The 18,420-nt window shown below is 62.3% G+C and carries 13 protein-coding genes; 4 read left to right on the forward strand and 9 right to left on the reverse strand.

Features of this window, described 5'->3' with window-relative positions; translation table 11 throughout:
• Window positions 1–2 precede the first annotated feature (2 nt).
• Both ACNFIC_RS21850 and galE read left to right on the forward strand, forming a co-directional pair.
• Window positions 3–2,585: a glycosyl hydrolase family 5 gene (locus ACNFIC_RS21850; protein ID WP_416781978.1), complete on the forward strand. Its 2,583-nt coding sequence runs from the start codon at window positions 3–5 to the stop codon at window positions 2,583–2,585.
• Window positions 2,586–2,675: 90 nt separating this feature from the next.
• Entirely contained in the window at window positions 2,676–3,638 is a 963-nt protein-coding gene (gene galE / locus ACNFIC_RS21855) for a UDP-glucose 4-epimerase GalE (protein WP_138217907.1), read from the forward strand.
• A gap of 93 nt (window positions 3,639–3,731) precedes the next feature.
• On the opposite strand, the gene ACNFIC_RS21860 is transcribed toward galE, so the two are convergent.
• From ACNFIC_RS21860 to ACNFIC_RS21895, 8 genes are all read right to left on the reverse strand, one after another.
• Window positions 3,732–4,538: a CpsD/CapB family tyrosine-protein kinase gene (locus ACNFIC_RS21860; RefSeq protein WP_138217908.1), complete on the reverse strand. Its 807-nt coding sequence runs from the start codon at window positions 4,536–4,538 to the stop codon at window positions 3,732–3,734.
• An 11-nt stretch (window positions 4,539–4,549) separates the two neighbouring features.
• Window positions 4,550–6,118 (reverse strand): GumC family protein, encoded by a 1,569-nt coding sequence (locus tag ACNFIC_RS21865; RefSeq protein WP_416781980.1) that lies wholly within the window; start codon window positions 6,116–6,118, stop codon window positions 4,550–4,552.
• A gap of 20 nt (window positions 6,119–6,138) precedes the next feature.
• Window positions 6,139–7,254: a hypothetical protein gene (locus ACNFIC_RS21870; RefSeq protein ID WP_138217910.1), complete on the reverse strand. Its 1,116-nt coding sequence runs from the start codon at window positions 7,252–7,254 to the stop codon at window positions 6,139–6,141.
• 28 nt (window positions 7,255–7,282) lie between these two features.
• Window positions 7,283–7,837 (reverse strand): polysaccharide biosynthesis/export family protein, encoded by a 555-nt coding sequence (locus ACNFIC_RS21875; protein ID WP_138217911.1) that lies wholly within the window; start codon window positions 7,835–7,837, stop codon window positions 7,283–7,285.
• A gap of 237 nt (window positions 7,838–8,074) precedes the next feature.
• Window positions 8,075–8,251 (reverse strand): EPS-associated small membrane protein EppA, encoded by a 177-nt coding sequence (gene eppA, locus ACNFIC_RS21880; RefSeq protein WP_171030902.1) that lies wholly within the window; start codon window positions 8,249–8,251, stop codon window positions 8,075–8,077.
• A gap of 373 nt (window positions 8,252–8,624) precedes the next feature.
• A complete protein-coding gene (locus tag ACNFIC_RS21885) occupies window positions 8,625–9,746 on the reverse strand; it encodes a glycosyltransferase family 61 protein (protein ID WP_138217912.1) in 1,122 nt (373 codons plus the stop codon).
• Window positions 9,747–9,776: 30 nt separating this feature from the next.
• Window positions 9,777–10,931 (reverse strand): GNAT family N-acetyltransferase, encoded by a 1,155-nt coding sequence (locus ACNFIC_RS21890; RefSeq protein ID WP_138217913.1) that lies wholly within the window; start codon window positions 10,929–10,931, stop codon window positions 9,777–9,779.
• 302 nt (window positions 10,932–11,233) lie between these two features.
• The gene (locus ACNFIC_RS21895) at window positions 11,234–13,459 is read right to left on the reverse strand and encodes a putative bifunctional diguanylate cyclase/phosphodiesterase (RefSeq protein WP_416781981.1); all 2,226 of its coding nucleotides are present in this window, start codon (window positions 13,457–13,459) and stop codon (window positions 11,234–11,236) included.
• Window positions 13,460–13,616: 157 nt separating this feature from the next.
• Between ACNFIC_RS21895 and ACNFIC_RS21900 the strand changes: the two genes are divergently transcribed.
• Window positions 13,617–15,236 (forward strand): NADP-dependent glyceraldehyde-3-phosphate dehydrogenase, encoded by a 1,620-nt coding sequence (locus ACNFIC_RS21900; RefSeq protein ID WP_416781983.1) that lies wholly within the window; start codon window positions 13,617–13,619, stop codon window positions 15,234–15,236.
• Window positions 15,237–15,366: 130 nt separating this feature from the next.
• Window positions 15,367–16,563: a hypothetical protein gene (locus ACNFIC_RS21905; RefSeq protein ID WP_416781984.1), complete on the forward strand. Its 1,197-nt coding sequence runs from the start codon at window positions 15,367–15,369 to the stop codon at window positions 16,561–16,563.
• A 60-nt stretch (window positions 16,564–16,623) separates the two neighbouring features.
• Here ACNFIC_RS21905 and ilvA read toward each other — a convergent pair whose 3' ends face one another.
• The gene (gene ilvA / locus ACNFIC_RS21910; RefSeq protein WP_138217917.1) at window positions 16,624–18,186 is read right to left on the reverse strand and encodes a threonine ammonia-lyase, biosynthetic; all 1,563 of its coding nucleotides are present in this window, start codon (window positions 18,184–18,186) and stop codon (window positions 16,624–16,626) included.
• Window positions 18,187–18,420 lie beyond the last annotated feature (234 nt).

Raw genomic sequence — 18,420 nt, forward strand, 5'->3', positions numbered from 1 at the left:
CCATGCCCGCATCGCGCCTTGCCAGCCGCGCCTGGCTGCTGCTCGCCCTGCTGCTCGCCCCCGTGGCCCACGCTTCGCAATGGGCGGTGCAGATCGATGAAAACAACGGCCTGCCCAGTGTCACCCGCGGTGGCGGACCAGCGATGCTCGCCAAGTTCGATTTCTGGGCCCAGGATTGGCGCTGGACCGGTTTCCAATCGGCGATGCGGGTAGAAGGCCCCTATCGCTACAGCCTGCTGGGCCGTAACCCGGACCTGGACTTCGATCTCAAGGCCGCCATCGGCAAGGCCGACGCACACAGTCTGGCCTGGACCTTCGATCTTCAGGCCCACAGCCGCCAGTCGAATGTCAAAGGCGGCGGGCTGGTGTTCCAGTTCGACCCGGCCATGCTGACCGACGAAATGGGCGCGCCGACACTGCTACCGGACAACCGTGGCTGGGCCTGGGGCAGCCAGGGGCGGCGTATCGAGATGCGCTTCGAGCCGCCGCTGGCCCGGGTGTACTTCGAGCAGGGCAACCCGCGCGAAGTGCGCGCGTTCTTCTACCAGAACACCATCGTGCCGGGCCACCAACAGGTCACGGCGAGCTTGACGATCAGCGGTGACATTGCCCTGGCACCCACTCCAACCGAGCGCTTCGGGCTCGCCGATCCGAGTACCTGGCCGGATGATCAGTTGAACTGGCGCACCTCGCCGGTGGACCTGTCGTTTCTCAATGCTGCGCAAAAGCCAGCCGGCAAGCGCGGCTTCGTCAAGGCCGTGGGCGAACAACTGCAATTCGCTGACGGTACGCCTGCGCGCTTCTGGGGCACCAACCTGTCGGCCTACGCACTGTTCAAGAGCCCCGACGAAGCCATCAAGGAGCAAGCCAAGCGGCTGTCGGCGCTGGGTTTCAACCTGGTACGCCTGCACCATCACGATTCACCCTGGGTCAGCCCGAACATCTTTGGCGATATCAGCACACTGCGCGACACCCAGCGCTTGGACGAGGAGTCGCTGCGCAAGATCGACCTGTGGATCAAGAGCCTGAAGGACGAAGGGATCTACGTATGGCTCGACTTGCACGTGCAACGCCCGCTGACCGCCGCCGACCGCATCGAGGCCTTCGATGAGGTGGCCAGGGGTGACCGGGCAATCGACCTGAAAGGCTACGCCTACGTGAACCCCAGCATCCAACAGGCGATGAAGCGTTTTGCAGAGCAGTACCTAAGCCATGTGAATCGCTACACCGGCTTGGCCTACAAGGACGACCCCGGCGTGGCCGCGATCTTGCTGACCAACGAAAATGACCTGACCCAGCACTACGGCAACGCCCTGCTGCCGGACAAGGGGGTTGCGCACCATAGCAGCTGGTACATGACCCAGGCCAAGGCGTTCGCCCAACAGCACGACCTGTCCGCCGACCGCACGTGGCGCGCTTGGGAGCATGGCCCGTCGAAGCTGTTTCTCAACGATCTGGAGCACCGCTTCGACGCCGACCTGATCGCTCACCTGCGCGCCCTGGGGGTCAAGGTGCCTATCGCCACCACCAGCACCTGGGGCGGCAATGGCCTGAGCGCCTTGCCCGCGCTGACCAGCGGCGACGTGATCGATGCGCACGCCTACGGCGGCACCGGCCAACTTGAGCGCAACCCATTGACCAGCGACGGTCTGGTGGACTGGCTGGCAGCCGCCCAGGTGGTTGGCTGGCCGATGACCGTGACCGAGTGGAATGCCGAGCCCTTCCCGACCCCTGATCGGCACTCGCTGCCGCTGTACGTGGCTGCGACCGCAAGCCACCAAGGCTGGGCGGCGATCATGCAGTACGCCTACAGCCAGCAGGCCTTCAGCGGCTGGAGCACGGCAGACAACTGGCACGCCTACAACGACCCGGCCATGCTCGCCACCCTGCCTGCCGCCGCCCTGTTGTATCGGCGTGGCGACGTGCACCTGGCATCCACCCGCATCGTCTTTGCACCCACCGCGCAAATGCTCTACGAGCGCCCCATCACCCCGGCGAACTCCGTCCTGCTACGCACCGCCGTCACCCAGGGTCGCCTGCAAATCGCCCTGCCGCAGACGCCTCAGTTGCCCTGGCTCAAGCCTGGGCAAATTGCGCCGGATGCCAGGGTGCTGAACGACCCCGATCAATCATTGCTGCCAAACGATGCCAGCGAGGTCCGCAGCGATACCGGCGAACTACGCCGCAACTGGCACCAGGGTCTGTACACCATCGACACACCGCTGACCCAGGTGGCCACCGGCTGGCTGGGGGGGCAGACCATCAGCCTGGGCGATGTCCAAGTGCAATCCACCACGCCTTACGCCAGCGTGGCGGTACAAAGCCTTGACGCCAAGCCCCTGGGCGAGTCGCGGCGGCTGCTGGTATCGCTGGGCACGCGCGCGGTGCCCAAGGCAGACGACAAGATCCCGTTCAACGTCGAACCCTTCACGGGCACGCTGCGCATCAAGGCGCCATCGGGCCTGAAACTGTCCAGCCGCAATGCCGATGGGCAGGCGCAGACGCTGCCGGCCAGCTACGAAGCGGGGCACTACCTGATCCGTTTCGACGGCTCGATGATGGCCAATTGGCTGTTCCTCGAATAGCCATCTAGAGTCTCTGAAGGCCTGCCAGGCAGGCCTTCTTCCCGGCGGTTCAGGGGCGATTGCACAGGCAACGGATTCCAGGAGGGCGGGATGAAGTTTCTGGTCGTCGGTGGCGCAGGCTACATCGGGTCGCACATGGTCAAGTACCTGCTCGGCGCAGGTCATGAGGTGGTGGTGGCCGACACCGCGCCGGCCCGCGCGGGCATTCAGTGGGCAGAGCTGGACATCGCCGATGCCCACGCACTGGAGGCGCTATTTGCCGAGTATGCGTTCGATGCGGTGTTCCATTTCGCTTCGTACATCCAGGTCGGTGAATCGGTCAGTGACCCGGCCCGCTACTACCAGAACAACGTCGCCGCCACCTTGACGCTGTTGCACGCGATGGTGCGCGCCGGCATTCGGCATCTGGTGTTCTCATCGAGCGCAGCGGTGTACGGCGACCCCCACTACAGCCCCATCGACGAGGAACACCCCAAGGCCCCCATCAACCCCTATGGGCGCAGCAAGCGCATGGTCGAACAGGTGCTGTTGGACTACGACCGGGCCTATGGGCTCAAGTCGGTGTGCCTGCGCTACTTCAACGCCGCCGGGGCCGACCCGGATGGCCAACTGGGCGAGTGCCACGAACCTGAAACCCATCTGATTCCCTTGATTCTGCAGGCCGCCTCAGGACGGCGCGCGGCCATCACCGTGTTCGGCAAGGACTACGCCACCCCGGACGGCACCTGTATCCGCGACTACATCCACGTCGCTGACCTGGCCTCGGCGCATGCCTTGGCCGTGGACTACCTGCTCAAGGGCGGCGAAAGCGCTGCGTTCAACCTGGGCAACGGGCTGGGCTTCTCGGTACAAGAGGTGATCGACGCTGCCCGTGCGGTGACCGGCAGGCCGATCACCGTGCATGAAGCACCGCGTCGGGCTGGCGACCCACCCAGCCTGGTGGCTGATGCACGCAAGGCCAGGCGGCTGCTGGGCTGGGAGCCGCAATACACGGAGCTGGAGGAGATCGTCGGGCATGCCTGGCAGTGGGAATTGAAATACCCCTGGACTTGAGTGCCGCGCGGCCCGTTGTAGGAGCGGCCTCGCCGGTCCGGCGCCCCGGCGAGGCCGCTCCTACACGGACGCATCGCATCCACCGTTGCGACGTCAATAATACGACCGCGTCTCGGGTTCAGCCTTGTTCAACACGGCCCCCAACAAGTTCGACTGCGCCAGATGGTACAGGCAGTCCTCGATGTCCTTCTTGCTGTTGCTACCGTTGGCGACTACCAGCAAGACGCAGTCGAACTTGGGCAGCACGTTGATCGCATCGTCCGAACTCAACAGCGGCGGCAGGTCGAAGATGCAGATGCGCGATTCGTAGCGCTCACGCAGGTCGCTGATCAGGTGGCTGACCTTGGCAGAGGAAAGCGTCTCGGTGGACAACGGGATGGGTTCACGGGTCGGCAGCACCACGAAACGTGGCAACGCCGGGTTGACCAGTACCTCTTCAAGCCCGGCCTTGCCGCTGATCAACTCGTTCAACGCCTTGTCCATCGGCAGCCCCAGGGCCTTGCCCACGCGCGGCCTGCGCAGGTCGAAATCCACCAGCAGGGCCGTCTTGTTGGTGTGGTGGGCGATACTCATGGCCAGGTTGACCGCCAGCACCGTCTTGCCCGCCTCCGGCGTGGGTGAGGTGATTGCTAGGGTACGCCAGCCGTTTTCCTCCATGGCCTGTAGCACCTGGGTGCGCAGCAGGTCGAAGGCCCAGCTCATGTTCGAGTTCTTGTTATAGGCAACGATGCGCTGACGCTCCAGATGCTCGGCCTTCAGCGGCACCACCTTGGTCTGCACGTAGTCGAAAGGGCCCAGTCCATCTGGCTGCTCCAGCGCGGGTGCAGGTTGTTGCGTGTCCGCAGCACCGGACGAAACCGAGTGAACGTTCTTGCCAACCGCCGGCGTGATCCTGTCCATCACTGCATTCCCTATTCAAACCGAGCCATAGTTTTTATTAGCAGAAGATCCAAGGGCATGTAGAACAGGTGGATGAGCAGCAGCAGTAACGCCACAAGCAGCACCCCTGCAACGATCAGCCCGACCCGCCACTGCCTGCGCTTGGCTAGCTCCGCCTGGGTGGCGATGAACGGCACCGACACCAGCACGCGCTTGCCCAGTACGCTTTCCAAGGCCCCTGCCCCGCGTACGCGCTGGTTGAGCATCTCCAGCAGCATTACCAGTGCGCCCCCCCCCGCCGGTGCCAGCACCAGACCCAGGGCGACGATCTTCTTGCGGTTGGGCTTGACCGGTTTCTCCGGCACCCGTGGCGGCTCCAGCAACACGAAGCGATCGGCTTTGTTTTCCTGTTCGAGACTTTCGCTGATCTTGGCGCCCATCTCCTTGGCACGGATTTCCTCGTACTTCTTGCGCGCATTGTCGTGGTCGCGCATCAGCGTGACCAAACCACGCTCGACCTGGGGAGCCTGAAGAATTTCGGCTTCGATGGTTTCCATTTTCTTGGAGAGGTCGCGTTTTTGCTGAGCCAGCGAAGCGATGTTGGCTTGGGCAGCAGCGATCTTGGCCTGTGCACGGGCAACATCCAGGCTGACCCCGGTCGCCCCGCTGCTGGCGCTGCCGGAGGCTTCAAGGGCCTGGATCTTGCGCTGGATCGCGATCACATCAGGGTGCGCGTCGGTGTAGCGGGTCAGCAACCTTGCGTACTCGGCCTTGAGGCTACCTAGGTCCTGAGGCTGGCTGGCACTGGCTGCGCGGTTGCCATCGGCGTTGCGCGAGGCGACGCCGGCATTGGCTGCCGACAGTTCCAATTGCAGGTAGCGCAGTTCTTCCTGGGCGTTCTTGTAGTCGCGGTCGACTTCGCGGAACTCCAGCTCTGAACGCGACAAGGTGTTCATGCGCAGGGTCTGGTTTTCCGGCAATGCGTTGGCGTTGGCCTGCTTGTAGTCGGCCAGCTGGTTTTCCAGCGTCGCAAGCTCCGCGCCGAGCTTGTCCGCCTCCTGGGTGAGGAATTGAGTGGTCTCGGTGGCGCGCTCGGTGCGCTGCTTCATGTTTTCGTTGAGGAACAGGGTGACCAGCTGGTTGGCCACCTCGGTGGCGATTTGCGGATCCTTGTGGTCGAACGACACGGTGAACGCCACGGTGGTCTCGCCACGGCCCTTGACGAAGGTGCTCAAGGTGTTGACGCCGATGGCGTTGCGCATCAGGTCGACCTTGTCCGACTCGCTGAGAGCGCGCGCGCTGTCGGCGAACAAATGGTACTGGCCGATGATCTGCAACAGGTTGTCACGGGTCATGACCCGCTGGCGGATCACTTCAATACGCTCGTCGGCCACGCTCGGGTTGTTGGTGCCGACCAGCTCCGGGGAGATCTGCTGCGACTCCACCAGGATGGTGCCAACCGCCTGATAGACCGGCGGCACACTGATCGCCACCGCCACGGTGGCCGCCAGTATCACTACGATGCTCACCCCTAGCAGCAGGGCTCGGTCCTTGATGATTGCAATGTAATCTTTGAGGGAGAGCTCGTATTCGGACTTCATGGCGGTCACCAGGCTGAAGTTCAGAAGTCGGGATACCTATAGGTCAAGGTCAGGCCGACGATTGTTGCAGCGGCATCCGGCGCGCCGGTTTGGCGGCGCTCCTTGTACATCAAAGATAGGCGCAGATCCCAGAAAGGCGAAAACTCACGTGACGCCCAGGCACTGTAGCTTTGCAGGGTATTCGGGGTTTGCCCCTTGCTGTCCTGCCACAGGGCATCCAGCCCCACGCGCGTCAGTTCATCCACCGCGTAACTCCAGATGCCGTGCACCAGGTCAAGCTGGGCGAAACCGCCCTGGGCACTGGCCACGGTAGTGCGCTCGGCGCTCAGGCTGGCATCGGTGCGAGTGCCGCGGTAATCCAGCAGGACTCCGCCTTCACCGCGTCTTCCGCCTGCCGAACCCGATACCTGGTTGACGCCGATGTGCGCACGCCCGGTCAGGCTGTCAGTGATCTGGTACTTCATGCCCACGCTGGGCGTGTAGCTGTTGGAGGCCACCGCCGTGTCGCTCTGATCCGGCTCGTAACGGCGAATGCGCAGCCCGCCGAACACGTCCGTACGCTCGCTCAAGGCATAGGTGAGCGTAGAAATATTGGCCAGTTCGTCATAGCCGGTCAGGCTGGCGATGTCGTAGGTTGCATGGGAATAGCGCGTTTCGTTGTCGAACGTGGTACGTGCGCTCAGTGCGTGGCTCCAGTCGCCGGATAGCATGCTCATCTTCTGCGTGCCATCGGTGGTCACCACACCGGTATCCAGCACGGTACCCGACAGGGTCGAGCTTTCGAGGTACTGGGCGCGCAGGCCGAAGTGGCCTTTTTCGGTATCACGCCGCCAGCCCAGGCTCAGGTCTGGGTCCTGGCGATTGGACTGTACCGAGGTATCGGAGGAATGCAGCACGTGCACCCCAAGTCCCAAGGTCAGTTGGTCGCGGTCGAAAGTCCCGACCAGGTTGTAGTTGGGCTCGATGAGTGTTCGCATCACACCCTTCTCGTCAGAGGTCAGCAGCAACGGGTTGCTGTCGTATTCCACGGTGGTTGGTATTACCACCGAAGACTGCCAGAGCGCGGCCTGGGCCAGGCCGGGAAACGGCAACATAAGAACTGCCGTTGCAATACGTGTTGTTCGAAGGATAGGCACTGTACGGTCTTAATGAAGTGAGGCGGGCTCAAGGCACGATCAGCGTATCGCCCGCCTGGAGTTGGAAGTTGGTGGACATGTCACGCCCGGACATCAAGTCCTTGTAACGCACCGGCAGCACTTTTTGCTGACCAGCGTTGGTACGGATAATCTTGATGCCGCTTTCGTCGGCGAACTTGTCCAATCCCCCCGACATGCTCAAGGCTTGCAGCACGGCAGTAGGGCCAGTCATTGGCACAGGCCCAGGCTTGAGCACCTTGCCCTGCACATACACGAGGTTGCCTGCGGTGCCGGTCACCACGACACTGACATTAGGGTCGGCCAGATAGGGCTTGAGCCCTGCGGCCACCTTCTTGGCGGCGGCCGTTACGTCAAGGCCGGAGACGTCCAGGCGCCCGGCCAAGGGAAATGTGATGCTGCCATCGGGCAGTACGGTGGTTTCCTGGCGCAAGGTGTCTTCTTGCCACACCGAGATCAGCAATTTGTCGCCAGGGCTTAACAGATAGGGGGAATTGGTGTCGCCGGCCTGGGCAGTGGAGCACAGCATCAGCACGCAAAGCAGAGCGAACATTGAACGCAGCATGGGGTCCCTCCTGCCAGCTTGGCATGCAAAGAGCACTGATTGAGAACAGCACACTAACTCTCGCTCCAGTCCCGCCGCAGGTTGCGGCGCGATGGCCTCTATCTTCCTGGAAGCCCGTTGCCACGGGGCTGATACTGCAAGGCCGCTGGCAACTGGAATATAGCAATGGATACAAAATTGACAAGCCGAACGACGCGCCGCAGAACCGGCTGAGTCAACCGTGCAACCGGGCCAGACTCACACTTTGTTGCGGTTGGCGACTGCGACGAAGCCGATCACAGCAAAGCCGAACAGCCAACCCGCCGTCGCCAAGGGAATGACGTTGGTCTGGCTGACGTAGGCGTCCGCAGCCCGGGCCGCACCGCTCATGAGCACCAGCAGGAAAATCGACTTGATGAAAAGTGTCGAGCGCATGATCCCCTCCTAATAAAGAGGATAAACATCGTTGTCTGGGCGGGTTCCAGCGCAGGACTACGTGGCTGGTAAATTGAGCTTATGGGCAGAGTGACACTACGTCAACGTTCCGACACCATAATAAAATTCAATGGCAAGCCACCATAATCGTCAAAATTCCGCCAACAAAAAAATACATGTCCATGTGCTACTTCAGGCAAAAACAAGTATCGCCATGACGCAAAAATAAGTGGCTAATTTCTGCAAAAAGCATGAGTAAAGTGGCTAAATGGCGACCATGAATTTAAACAGCCCCCAACGCGTAGCCACGTTGGGAGCTGTTAAATACATGAGAACCTGAATGGCTATCGTCAAGGCTCGCGTCGCAAACGTGTCACGCTCGCGGCAACAAATCCAGAGTGCGCTCTACTTCATTGATATCAATGGTAAAACCCTCGCCCTGAGGTGTGCCGACAACGAATGCGAAGTGCTGACCATCGCGGTCAGCCAGGTACTTGTAGTAGCTGACGAATCGGTTTGGCGGCTGCAACGGGAAAATCGTACCACCGGGTTGCAATACATTGACCCCGTGCACCAGTTGGCTGCCCTCCACCCCCATCACCACCTGCGCACCGGCACAGGCCGCGACGATGGCCGGTACATCCAGCTGCATGGGGTTGATCACCCGAAAACCCCGGGTCTGGCGCAGGTGTTCGGCAATTTCCAGCTCATTGCGCAACAGGCGCAAGTCGCCTTCACTGCCACGCAGGATGAAGACGCCGGGGTGCGGTGCGTGTTCGACATGTGCCAACAGCTTGTTGCCCATGTCCCGGTAGCGCTGATAGCGGCTGCGGTTGTTGCTGGTGTCGTCGAACACCACCAGTTCGTGGAAGAACGCCGTGCGCAAGCGCAACGGGTTCATACCCAACCAATCCTCATAGGCCGGCCCTTGAGTGAACACCGGGTATCTGGCTGAGGGCGCGGTGGTTACCGGCACCCCTTCATCGCAGGCCAGCGCGTAGGTGGCGCAGTCCTCCATCAGCCAGGTACCGAACCAGGCGTTACCGTTCTGTGTGCAGTAGATCGCTGCGCGTTCGATCTCGCTCTCCACCCTCAGCGGCGGAAAACGGTTGGGTTTGAGCGACAGCCAATGGGATGCAGCGCCTTTGTACAAAGCCCCTTCGAGTAGCCAGACATCCTTGATCAGGTAGCCCCGCGTCGGCCCCTGCTGCATGCGCACGCCACCCTGCATGGTGGGGCCTGGGTGCACGTAAGGATAGAAACGCTTCCCCTCCCAACCGGTCACCCGTGCCAGTTGATCCGGCAGGTAGAACGCAGGCGGTGAGACGGTGACTTCGCCTGGGGCAATGTCCCAGCACTTGTCGGCGACTTGTTTGATGTCGATGTCAGGTTGCCGTGCCAGGCGCTTCCTGGCCATGTGCCGATACGCGGCCAGCGACCACGTGTACCCCCGCGCGGCCGGCGCGCGTCCAGGCTTGGAGATATCGGTTCCCATGCAACGCCCTCCGCAGGTCGCGACCTTGGTTCAACTGCACTGCACGCACTCCATCGCCGGTGGCGACGGCAAGCTGGCATAGCGGCTACGCAGGATCTCGAGAAACTGCTCGCCGCCACTCGCCTCGCCATACAGGTAGATCTTGTGCAAGCCGCCGAACACCATTTCCTGGTAGCGGCTGGCGACTTGCGCCGCACTCGAACCGTCCGGCACACCGAGATGAAGGGTCAGCTTGTCGCCCTCCATCGCGAACAAGGGGGTCTCCCACAAGAAACTCGCGCGGCCGACCTTGGGCAGGCGCACGAACAGGTAGGCATGGTTGTTCAGGCCGTCGATATCGCCGCCGCGCCGCCGCTTCCACTTCAACAGGCCGTCGTCCGGGCGGGCCAGGCACAAGCCGATATCGTAATAGTCGTAGCCATTCTCCAAGGCCCACTCCAAGGCCATGAAGGTGGTGATGGAGTTGACCTCACGCAGTCTCTTGGCGTCTGCAAAGACCGCTTCGCAGTAACCGAAGCGCAGGGTACTCCAATAACGTTTGCCACCACGGATGATCTCGCAGCCCAGATGGCAAGCCACCACCTCATCGCCCAGGGTGATCAGGTCCAGGCGCCCGGCGCCTTTGGCCAAGCGCACCACATCATCACTGGGAAACTGCGCGGCATGCACGCCCTGGCGAGCGCTGGCGTATGGCCTTAGCAAGTCGCGGTCGGCCATGGCGATCTCGGCATCGTCAGTGGTTTGGCGCATCCGATAGAGCGGTCGATGTTTACGGATGCTGCGGCGCAGTTCACTGTCATAACGCGCGGTGATGTCATCCAGCGGGCGCCCCAGGGGCACCACTGCACTGAGGTAATGCGGTACAGACAACGCGCCGGCAGTCGGCATTTCACTGATAACCACGACCTGGCGCGCGCGGTCAGGTGCCGGCTCTACGCTGAATTCGGGCTGCCCCTGGCGGTCCTTGCCGGCGATGAGCAGCTTGGCCATCGCCCGCTGCTGCTTGCGACCGATGTAGAGAATTTCGTAGGGGCTATGCTCCTGCAACTTGAAACGTGCCACTTCCCAACGCCAGAAGCAGGCACGCCCCAGCAGGTCGCGTAGCGCATTGGCAGCGTTACGCAACTCATACCGCATGGAAGGAGAGATGAATCTGCGCGCAGCGGCCGCCAGCAATGCTTTCATGTCGTCGCCCACATCCTTTGCCAAGCGTTGAGGCCAGGGCGCAAATGCCCGGTGGATTATCGTTGCCGTCACCCAACATCTTGATATCCCTTGACTATTTGGGGCGAGTCGGGCGGCACCACTGAACACAAGTAAAGATGCCACCGACGAACCTCGCAAGCGGCGTTATGACATCACTGGTAAAGATTTCATGACGCCGAACGGCCGACGCATCAATCCATACGCGATTTATCTACCGCCCTGCATCAACGTTCACTGCCTTTGCCGATGGCCCTTACGAACCCAGGAGCCCCGCCCGGCAGTCACTCAAGCGCCGGGCGTCGCTGTGCATGATGGTGTTGCAGCCACTGGCGCAGCGCTTCGGCGGGCATGGGCCGCCCCAACAGATAGCCCTGGCCCTGATCACAGCCGGCATGGCGCAGAAAGTCGAACTGCGCCTGGGTCTCGATGCCTTCGGCGGTGATACGAAAGCCCAGGGCATGTCCCAGATCGATGATCGCCCGGGCGATGGCGATCGCATCGTCGTCGTCGGGCAGGTCCTTGATGAAGGCACGGTCGATCTTCAGGTGATCGATAGGTAAGGCGCGCAGGTAGGCCAGCGACGAGTAGCCAGTGCCAAAGTCGTCCACGGCGGTAGCCACCCCCATCGCCTGAAGCTGCGCCAATACTGCGCAGGCTTGTTGCTGGCTTTCCATCAGCAGGCTTTCGGTGATTTCCACCTCCAGCAGGTTGGCAGGCAGGTCGTGCCGCTCCAGGGCACAGGCCAGGCTGGTGACATAGTCGCTGCGTTCGATCTGTAAAGCTGCGACGTTCACAGCCAACGGCCCTGGCAGCGAATCACTGGCGCGCCATTCGGCCAGTTGCCTGCACGCCAGCTCCAATACCCGCTCGCCCAAGGGAATGATCAACCCTGTACGTTCGGCCAAGGGAATGAACGCACCTGGCGAGACCAGTCCATGCTCCGGGTCGCGCCAGCGTAGCAAGGCCTCGACCCCTTCCAGGCGACCGCTGAACAAGTCAAGTTTAGGCTGATACCACAGCTCGAACTCGTTGTGCTCCAACGCCCGACGCAGGTTGCGTTCCAACTCCAGGCGCTGCTGCAAGCGCGCGGTCATGTCCGGGTGATAGGGCCGCCAGGCATTGCGCCCGCTTTCCTTGGCCGCGTACATGGCGGTGTCAGCATGACGCAGCAGCGCGTCGGCATCCTCGCCATGCTGCGGCGACCACGCCAGACCAATGCTGCCGGTCACCAAGCCTGCGTTGCCGTTGAGATCGAAGGGGCGCTGCAAGCAACGTAACAAGGCTTGGACCTGATGACTGACCTGGCCCTGCGCGCCTTGGAGCATGAACACAAACTCATCGCCCCCTAGCCTGCATACCCGATCCTGGGTATCGAGTTCCTGCAGAAAGCGCGCAGTGGCTTGTTGCAGGAGTAGGTCGCCCATGGGGTGGCCGAGGCTGTCGTTGATCTGCTTGAACCCGTCGATGTCCAGCATCAGTACCGCTAAGCCCTGGCCACCGCGAATTGCCTGGGTCAGCTGTTGCTGGAACAGCAATCGGTTGGGCAGACCGGTAATCGTGTCGTAGTGAGCCAAGCGCTCGAGCAAGGCCTGGGACTGGCGCAGCTCACGGTTACGCAGTTGCAACAGGTACTGTTTGCGATTGAGCTGAGCCACGAACAGACTGAACAGGCCAGTACAGGCCAAAGCCAGGAAGAACAGCGGCGAAGTGAACGCATGCGGCAACGACCAACCTCCACGGGGCGCCGCCACCAGTTGCCACGAGCCGCCTGGCACGACGACGTCCAGTTTTACCTGGGGGTTGTCGAACAGCTGCGGATCCCCCCAGATCAGCTCGCCCTCGGCGCCCTTGCCGTCAGCCCCACGCACCGCCAGCTCCAGGCCGGCGTCGGGGCTCACCCCCGCAGCGCGCAGCAGACGATCGATATCGGCCACGATCGACAGGTTACCCCAATACAACTTCACCCCACGCTTGCCGGGAATGAATACCGGGCGCCGATAGATCAGCGCGCGTCCGCCCTGCTTCAATGGCAAGGGGCCGGCCAACACCGCTTCGCCGCGCTCGCGCGCCGTCTCCAATAGCGGCATCTGCGTCGGCAGGTAGCGATAGTCCAGGCCGATGATGCTTTCGTTGCCCGCCCGCGGATAAACATCGTGAATCACGTCGGCTGGGGCCAGGGCGATATGACGCATGTAGGGCACCGAAACCAGCGCATCGCGAGCCATGGCCTGAAAGTGCGGCTCACTGATGCCACCGTCGGTGCTGATCAGTTGCGCGATGCCTTCGGCTTCGGCGAACGCCGCACGCAGTTGACCTTCGAGGGCCGCGCGCACCCCGGACAACCTGGACGCAAGGCTCGCCACTTCTTCATTTTGCGCGCGTTGCGCATCCAGTTGCCCAAGCAGTGCCGAAAGGCCGATTCCGACCACGGCAAAGCCCACCGGCAGCAAGCGACTGAGGGTGCGGCGCAGAGCGCCAAAGGGTGAGGGCGGTTGGTCAACGGACAAGGAATGGCTACCGGTCATAGGCCTGAAATCGAACGCGATCTATCCTGTATCGGCGCAGCTGGGGCAATGTTGAGCCAGACTGGTGTTTTTCCAAGGGTAAGCGCATGCTCAGGAGCTGAAGCGTTTCACCTAGCCAAACACATGAGGTGCAGTAACCATGGATCGTCTGCTCGACTCGCTGTTTCCCGCCCCCGAAGACATTCCTGAAGCATGGCGTCTGGACGCACCACTGGAGCAACGCGACTATCTGGTCGCAGGCGAACTCAGGCACTGGGACGGCCCACTGGCCACGGTACGCAGCCCGGTGTGGCTCAAGGACGCCGAAGGCGAGCGCCAGGTGCTGTTGGGCAGTGCGCCCCTGCTCGATGCCGACACCGCGCTGCAAGCCCTGGATGCGGCAGTGCAGGCTTACGACAAAGGTCGCGGTGCCTGGCCGACGATGCGGGTTGCCGAACGTATTCAGCATGTCGAAGCGTTCTTGGCGCGCATGCGTGAACAACGCACCGCAGTGGTCAAGCTGCTGATGTGGGAAATCGGCAAGAACCTGAAGGATTCGGAGAAAGAATTCGACCGCACCTGCGACTACATCGTTGATACCATCAATGCCCTCAAGGACCTTGACCGTCGTTCCAGCCGTTTCGAACTCGAACAAGGCACGCTCGGCCAGATCCGACGTGCACCGCTGGGTGTAGCGCTTTGCATGGGGCCTTACAACTACCCGCTCAACGAGACCTTCACTACGCTGATCCCGGCGCTGATCATGGGCAACACCGTGGTGTTCAAGCCCGCCAAGTTCGGCGTGCTGCTGATTCGCCCGCTGTTGGAAGCATTCCGCGACAGCTTCCCGGCCGGGGTGATCAACGTGATCTACGGGCGTGGACGCGAGACCGTCAGCGCGCTGATGGCCAGTGGCAAGGTGGATGTATTCGCCTTCATTGGCACCCACAAAGCCGCCAGCGACCTGAAGAAACTCCATCCGCGCCCGCACCGCTTGCGCGCAGCGCTGGGTCTGGATGCGAAGAATCCGGGTATCGTGTTACCCCAGGTCGACCTGGACAACGCGGTGGAAGAAGCCGTCACCGGTGCTCTGTCGTTCAACGGCCAGCGTTGCACGGCCCTGAAGATCCTGTTCGTCCATGAAGACGTCGTCGAGCCCTTCCTCGACAAATTCCAACGCAAGCTCGCGACTCTCAAGCCCGGCATGCCGTGGCAGGCGGACGTGGCACTGACCCCGTTGCCAGAGCCGGGCAAGCTGGACTACCTCGACGCCCTGGTGACCGATGCGACCGCCAAAGGCGCCCAGGTCATCAATGAAGGTGGCGGACGCAGCCGTGGTTCGTTCTTCTACCCGGCCCTGCTCTACCCGGTGAATCAGCAGATGCGGGTGTACCACGAGGAGCAGTTCGGCCCAGTGGTGCCGGTGGTGCCCTACCGCGATTTGCAGACAGTGATCGATTACGTGCTCGACTCTGACTTCGGCCAGCAGCTGAGCCTGTTCGGCAACGATCCCGAGACCATTGGAGCGCTGGTGGACACCTTCGCCAATCAGGTCGGGCGGATCAACATCAACGCCCAATGTCAGCGCGGGCCGGATACCTATCCGTTCAACGGGCGCAAGAACAGTGCCGAGGGGACCTTGTCGGTGCATGACGCATTGCGCGTGTTTTCGATTCGAACCTTGGTCGCAACGCGGTTCCAAGCGGCTAACAAGGAACTGATCAGTGAAATCATCCGTCATCGGCAGTCGAGCTTCTTGACCACCGATTACATTTTCTGATTAGAGACTGCGCGGTGGCCATCGGGGGCGTGCGCGATGGCGACCGACTGCTGCAAGCAGCGACCAAGCCGGTTGAAAGCCGCACCACTTTGCTTGAAGCTTGAGTCTTGTAGCTTGGAGCTGCTTCTCAATGCGAATCATCGAAAAATCCGGCGTACAGGTACGCAGCCTCACGCCGGCCGAGGAAGAATTGCTGGCCGGTTTCGCCACCGGCCAACTCGCAGGCCCGCGCCTGCTGCAAGCCAACCAGTGGCTGATGAACGTGCGCGGCGCCAATCAATGGCTGGCCTGCGACTGTCGCAAGGACGCCCTGCCGGTGCTCAACATCTCGTTGAACGGCAATACCGGCACCTTGTTCCTGCGTAATAACCCCGACACCCCGGAACACGCCGCTGGCTGCGCGTTCAGCAAGGACGAACGCGAACCCGGCGAGCGCAGCGAGACCAACAGCCAACCGGCCGCCTGGCTGGCCCCCGACAGCCCGCTGCGGCTGATCGGCGACTATCGCCGCACCAACCCAGGTGAAACCGCTGCGAGCCCGGCGCGCGAGGGTGGCGAACGCCGTGAGCAACAACGTCTGCTGTCGCTGTTGCTGACCTGGATCGAGGCCAGCGGGCTAAATGTCTATGCCACGCATCTGAAGAAAGACCTAAGCGCCCAGTTCGCCGAGCTGCGCGGCGTGGCCGGTCGCTACCCACTGCTGGAGCGGGTGCCGGCCAGCAACTACCTGGAAACCCGCCTGGACATGAAGCACATGATGATGCTCAAGTCCCGCCTGCGCGAAGCCACGGTGTTCGGCAACCACCGCCGCCACGGTCTGCTGCTGGACTGCGTCGAACACATCAAGGGACGCAAGGTAATCGGCGCCCGTAGCGAGGACGGCATCGACTTCCAGGGCCATCACCAGTTCTGGGGCGGCAGTCGCACCACGGGGCCCCTGCTGGCGCTGGCGTTGTACTCGCCGACCACCGCAGGTAGCCATTTCTATGAACTGATCCATGTCGCCAGCGTGCCGGTACTGTCGCGCGGGCACCTGTTCCCGGTGTATCGCGACGAAGAACGCGAGCCGCTCAAGGCGTTGGTGTCGCTGATCGACTGGATGGCCAGCAAGGGCGTCAAGGTGCTGATGCGCCGCCCCGTCATCGGCGGCCAGGTGATGGATGAACTGGTGCTCACCTCCGACGGTGATCGGGTACTGTCGGTGTCGTTGCTCGAACAGCCTGTCGGCCCCGAACCGGATGCCGAGAACTTCAAACGCTATGCCGACTTCAAGAGCCTCGAGACGTTCCGCAAGTACGTGGCCGGGTTCTTCATGCGCGAACGCTAGCGTTGTGCAGCGCAAACCAAGGCCCGGCGCGCGGGGCCGCAGTACGGCCCCGCGTGGGTGTCAACCCAGAAATAGCCGATAAGCAGGGTTATCGGTCTCATCCCAATACCGATAGCCCATCTGCGCCAGTGCCTGCGGCAGCCCCGCCAGCTCATCGTGCGGCACCTCCAGCGCCGCGCACACGCGCGCCTCGGCCGCCCCATGGTTGCGGTAGTGGAATAGGCTGATGTTCCAGCGCTTGCCCAGGCGTTCGAGAAAGCCCAGCAAGGCCCCAGGCCGTTCGGGAAATTCGAAACGCAACACGCGCTCCTGCGTCCCGGGTGCTGCATGCCCACCAACGGTGTGGCGCACATGCAGCTTGGCCAGTTCGTTGTCAGTCAAGTCGAGCACCTGATAGCCCTGCTCACCCAAGCTGGCGAGCAATTGCCCGCGAGGGTCGTGCTGCGGATGGGTCTGTACACCGACGAACAAGCGCGCCTCCTTGCCGGGGTAGTAGCGGTAGTTGAATTCGGTGATCTGGCGTTTGCCCAGGGCCTGGCAGAACGCACGGAAACTGCCCGGTCGCTCGGGGATGGTCACGGCGATGATCGCCTCGCGCTGCTCGCCAAGTTCGGCACGCTCGGCCACGTGACGCAGGCGATCGAAGTTGACGTTGGCACCGGAGTCGATGGCCACCATCGCCAGACCCTGCACCCCCTCTCGGGCCACGTACTTCTTGATCCCCGCCACCGCCAGTGCACCGGACGGCTCGGTGATCGAGCGGGTGTCGTCGTAGATATCCTTGATCGCAGCGCACAGCTCGTCACTGCTGACGGTGACCACTTCATCCACGAAATGCCGGCACAGCTCGAAACAGTGGGCGCCGATCTGCGCTACCGCCACACCGTCGGCGAAGGTTCCGACCTGCGGCAGGATTACCCGCTCGCCTGCGGCCATGGCCGCTTGCAGGCAGTTGGAGTCTTCTGGTTCGACGCCGATCACCTTCACCTCTGGGCGCAGGTATTTCACGTAGGCCGCGATGCCTGCGATCAGTCCGCCGCCGCCCACCGGAACGAAGATCGCATGCAGCGGGCCGGGGTGCTGACGCAGGATTTCCATGGCCACGGTGCCCTGCCCGGAGATCACATCTGGATCGTCATAGGGCGGCACGAACGTCGCACCGTCGCGGTCAGCCAGGGTCAACGCATGAGCCAACGCATGCGGAAAGCTCTCGCCATGCAGCACTACATTGCCGCCCCGCGAACGCACCCCTTCGACCTTCAACGAGGGGGTAGTGGTGGGCATGACGATGGTCGCACGGATCCCCAGGTGGGCCGCTGCCAGCGCTACGCCTTGGGCATGGTTGCCCGCCGAGGCGGTGATCACGCCACGCTCACGCTGGACAGTGGTCAAGCGCGACAACCGGGTGTAGGCGCCGCGGATCTTGAATGAAAACGTGGGCTGCAAGTCTTCGCGCTTGAGCAGTACCGGATTGCCCAGCGCTGCCGACAAAGCCGGCGCGGCCTGCAAGGGCGTTTCGATGGCCAGGTCGTACACGGGTGCCGACAGAATGCGGCGCACCTGCTCGGACAGCAGTTGCTGGGGGGTGACGGCGGCGCGCGGGCTGACGCTCAGATTGGTCATCGATGACTCCTGGTTTTCTTCGATTTGCCCAGGAGTCAGAGAGAAGAAACCCGCCTCCAGGGCGGGTTCGGTGCACGTACGCGCTAGCCCGCCAATCCGATAATGGCGGTAATAATAATGGCGGCGTGAGCGTGCGGGAATGTGTTCATAGGCAGGGAACTTATCCTGCCCATACATGGCAAGTCAACACGCTTTGCTGGCCTGCTGCGCCGGCAGCGGCAGCACAATCAGCGC

The sequence above is a fragment of the Pseudomonas sp. NY15463 genome, assembly GCF_048068415.1.
GTDB classification, from domain to species: domain Bacteria; phylum Pseudomonadota; class Gammaproteobacteria; order Pseudomonadales; family Pseudomonadaceae; genus Aquipseudomonas; species Aquipseudomonas mosselii_C.

Excerpts from the sequence above, each read along its gene's own strand:
- ACNFIC_RS21890 (WP_138217913.1), bottom strand. The coding sequence starts at position 10,931 with ATGAAAGCATTGCTGGCGGCCGCTGCGCGCAGATTCATCTCTCCTTCC.
- eppA (WP_171030902.1), bottom strand. The coding sequence starts at position 8,251 with ATGCGCTCGACACTTTTCATCAAGTCGATTTTCCTGCTGGTGCTCATG.
- ACNFIC_RS21865 (WP_416781980.1), bottom strand. The coding sequence starts at position 6,118 with ATGAAGTCCGAATACGAGCTCTCCCTCAAAGATTACATTGCAATCATC.
- ACNFIC_RS21900 (WP_416781983.1), top strand. The coding sequence starts at position 13,617 with ATGGATCGTCTGCTCGACTCGCTGTTTCCCGCCCCCGAAGACATTCCT.
- ilvA (WP_138217917.1), bottom strand. The coding sequence starts at position 18,186 with ATGACCAATCTGAGCGTCAGCCCGCGCGCCGCCGTCACCCCCCAGCAA.
- ACNFIC_RS21885 (WP_138217912.1), bottom strand. The coding sequence starts at position 9,746 with ATGGGAACCGATATCTCCAAGCCTGGACGCGCGCCGGCCGCGCGGGGG.
- ACNFIC_RS21850 (WP_416781978.1), top strand. The coding sequence starts at position 3 with ATGCCCGCATCGCGCCTTGCCAGCCGCGCCTGGCTGCTGCTCGCCCTG.
- ACNFIC_RS21875 (WP_138217911.1), bottom strand. The coding sequence starts at position 7,837 with ATGCTGCGTTCAATGTTCGCTCTGCTTTGCGTGCTGATGCTGTGCTCC.
- galE (WP_138217907.1), top strand. The coding sequence starts at position 2,676 with ATGAAGTTTCTGGTCGTCGGTGGCGCAGGCTACATCGGGTCGCACATG.
- ACNFIC_RS21905 (WP_416781984.1), top strand. The coding sequence starts at position 15,367 with ATGCGAATCATCGAAAAATCCGGCGTACAGGTACGCAGCCTCACGCCG.
- ACNFIC_RS21860 (WP_138217908.1), bottom strand. The coding sequence starts at position 4,538 with ATGGACAGGATCACGCCGGCGGTTGGCAAGAACGTTCACTCGGTTTCG.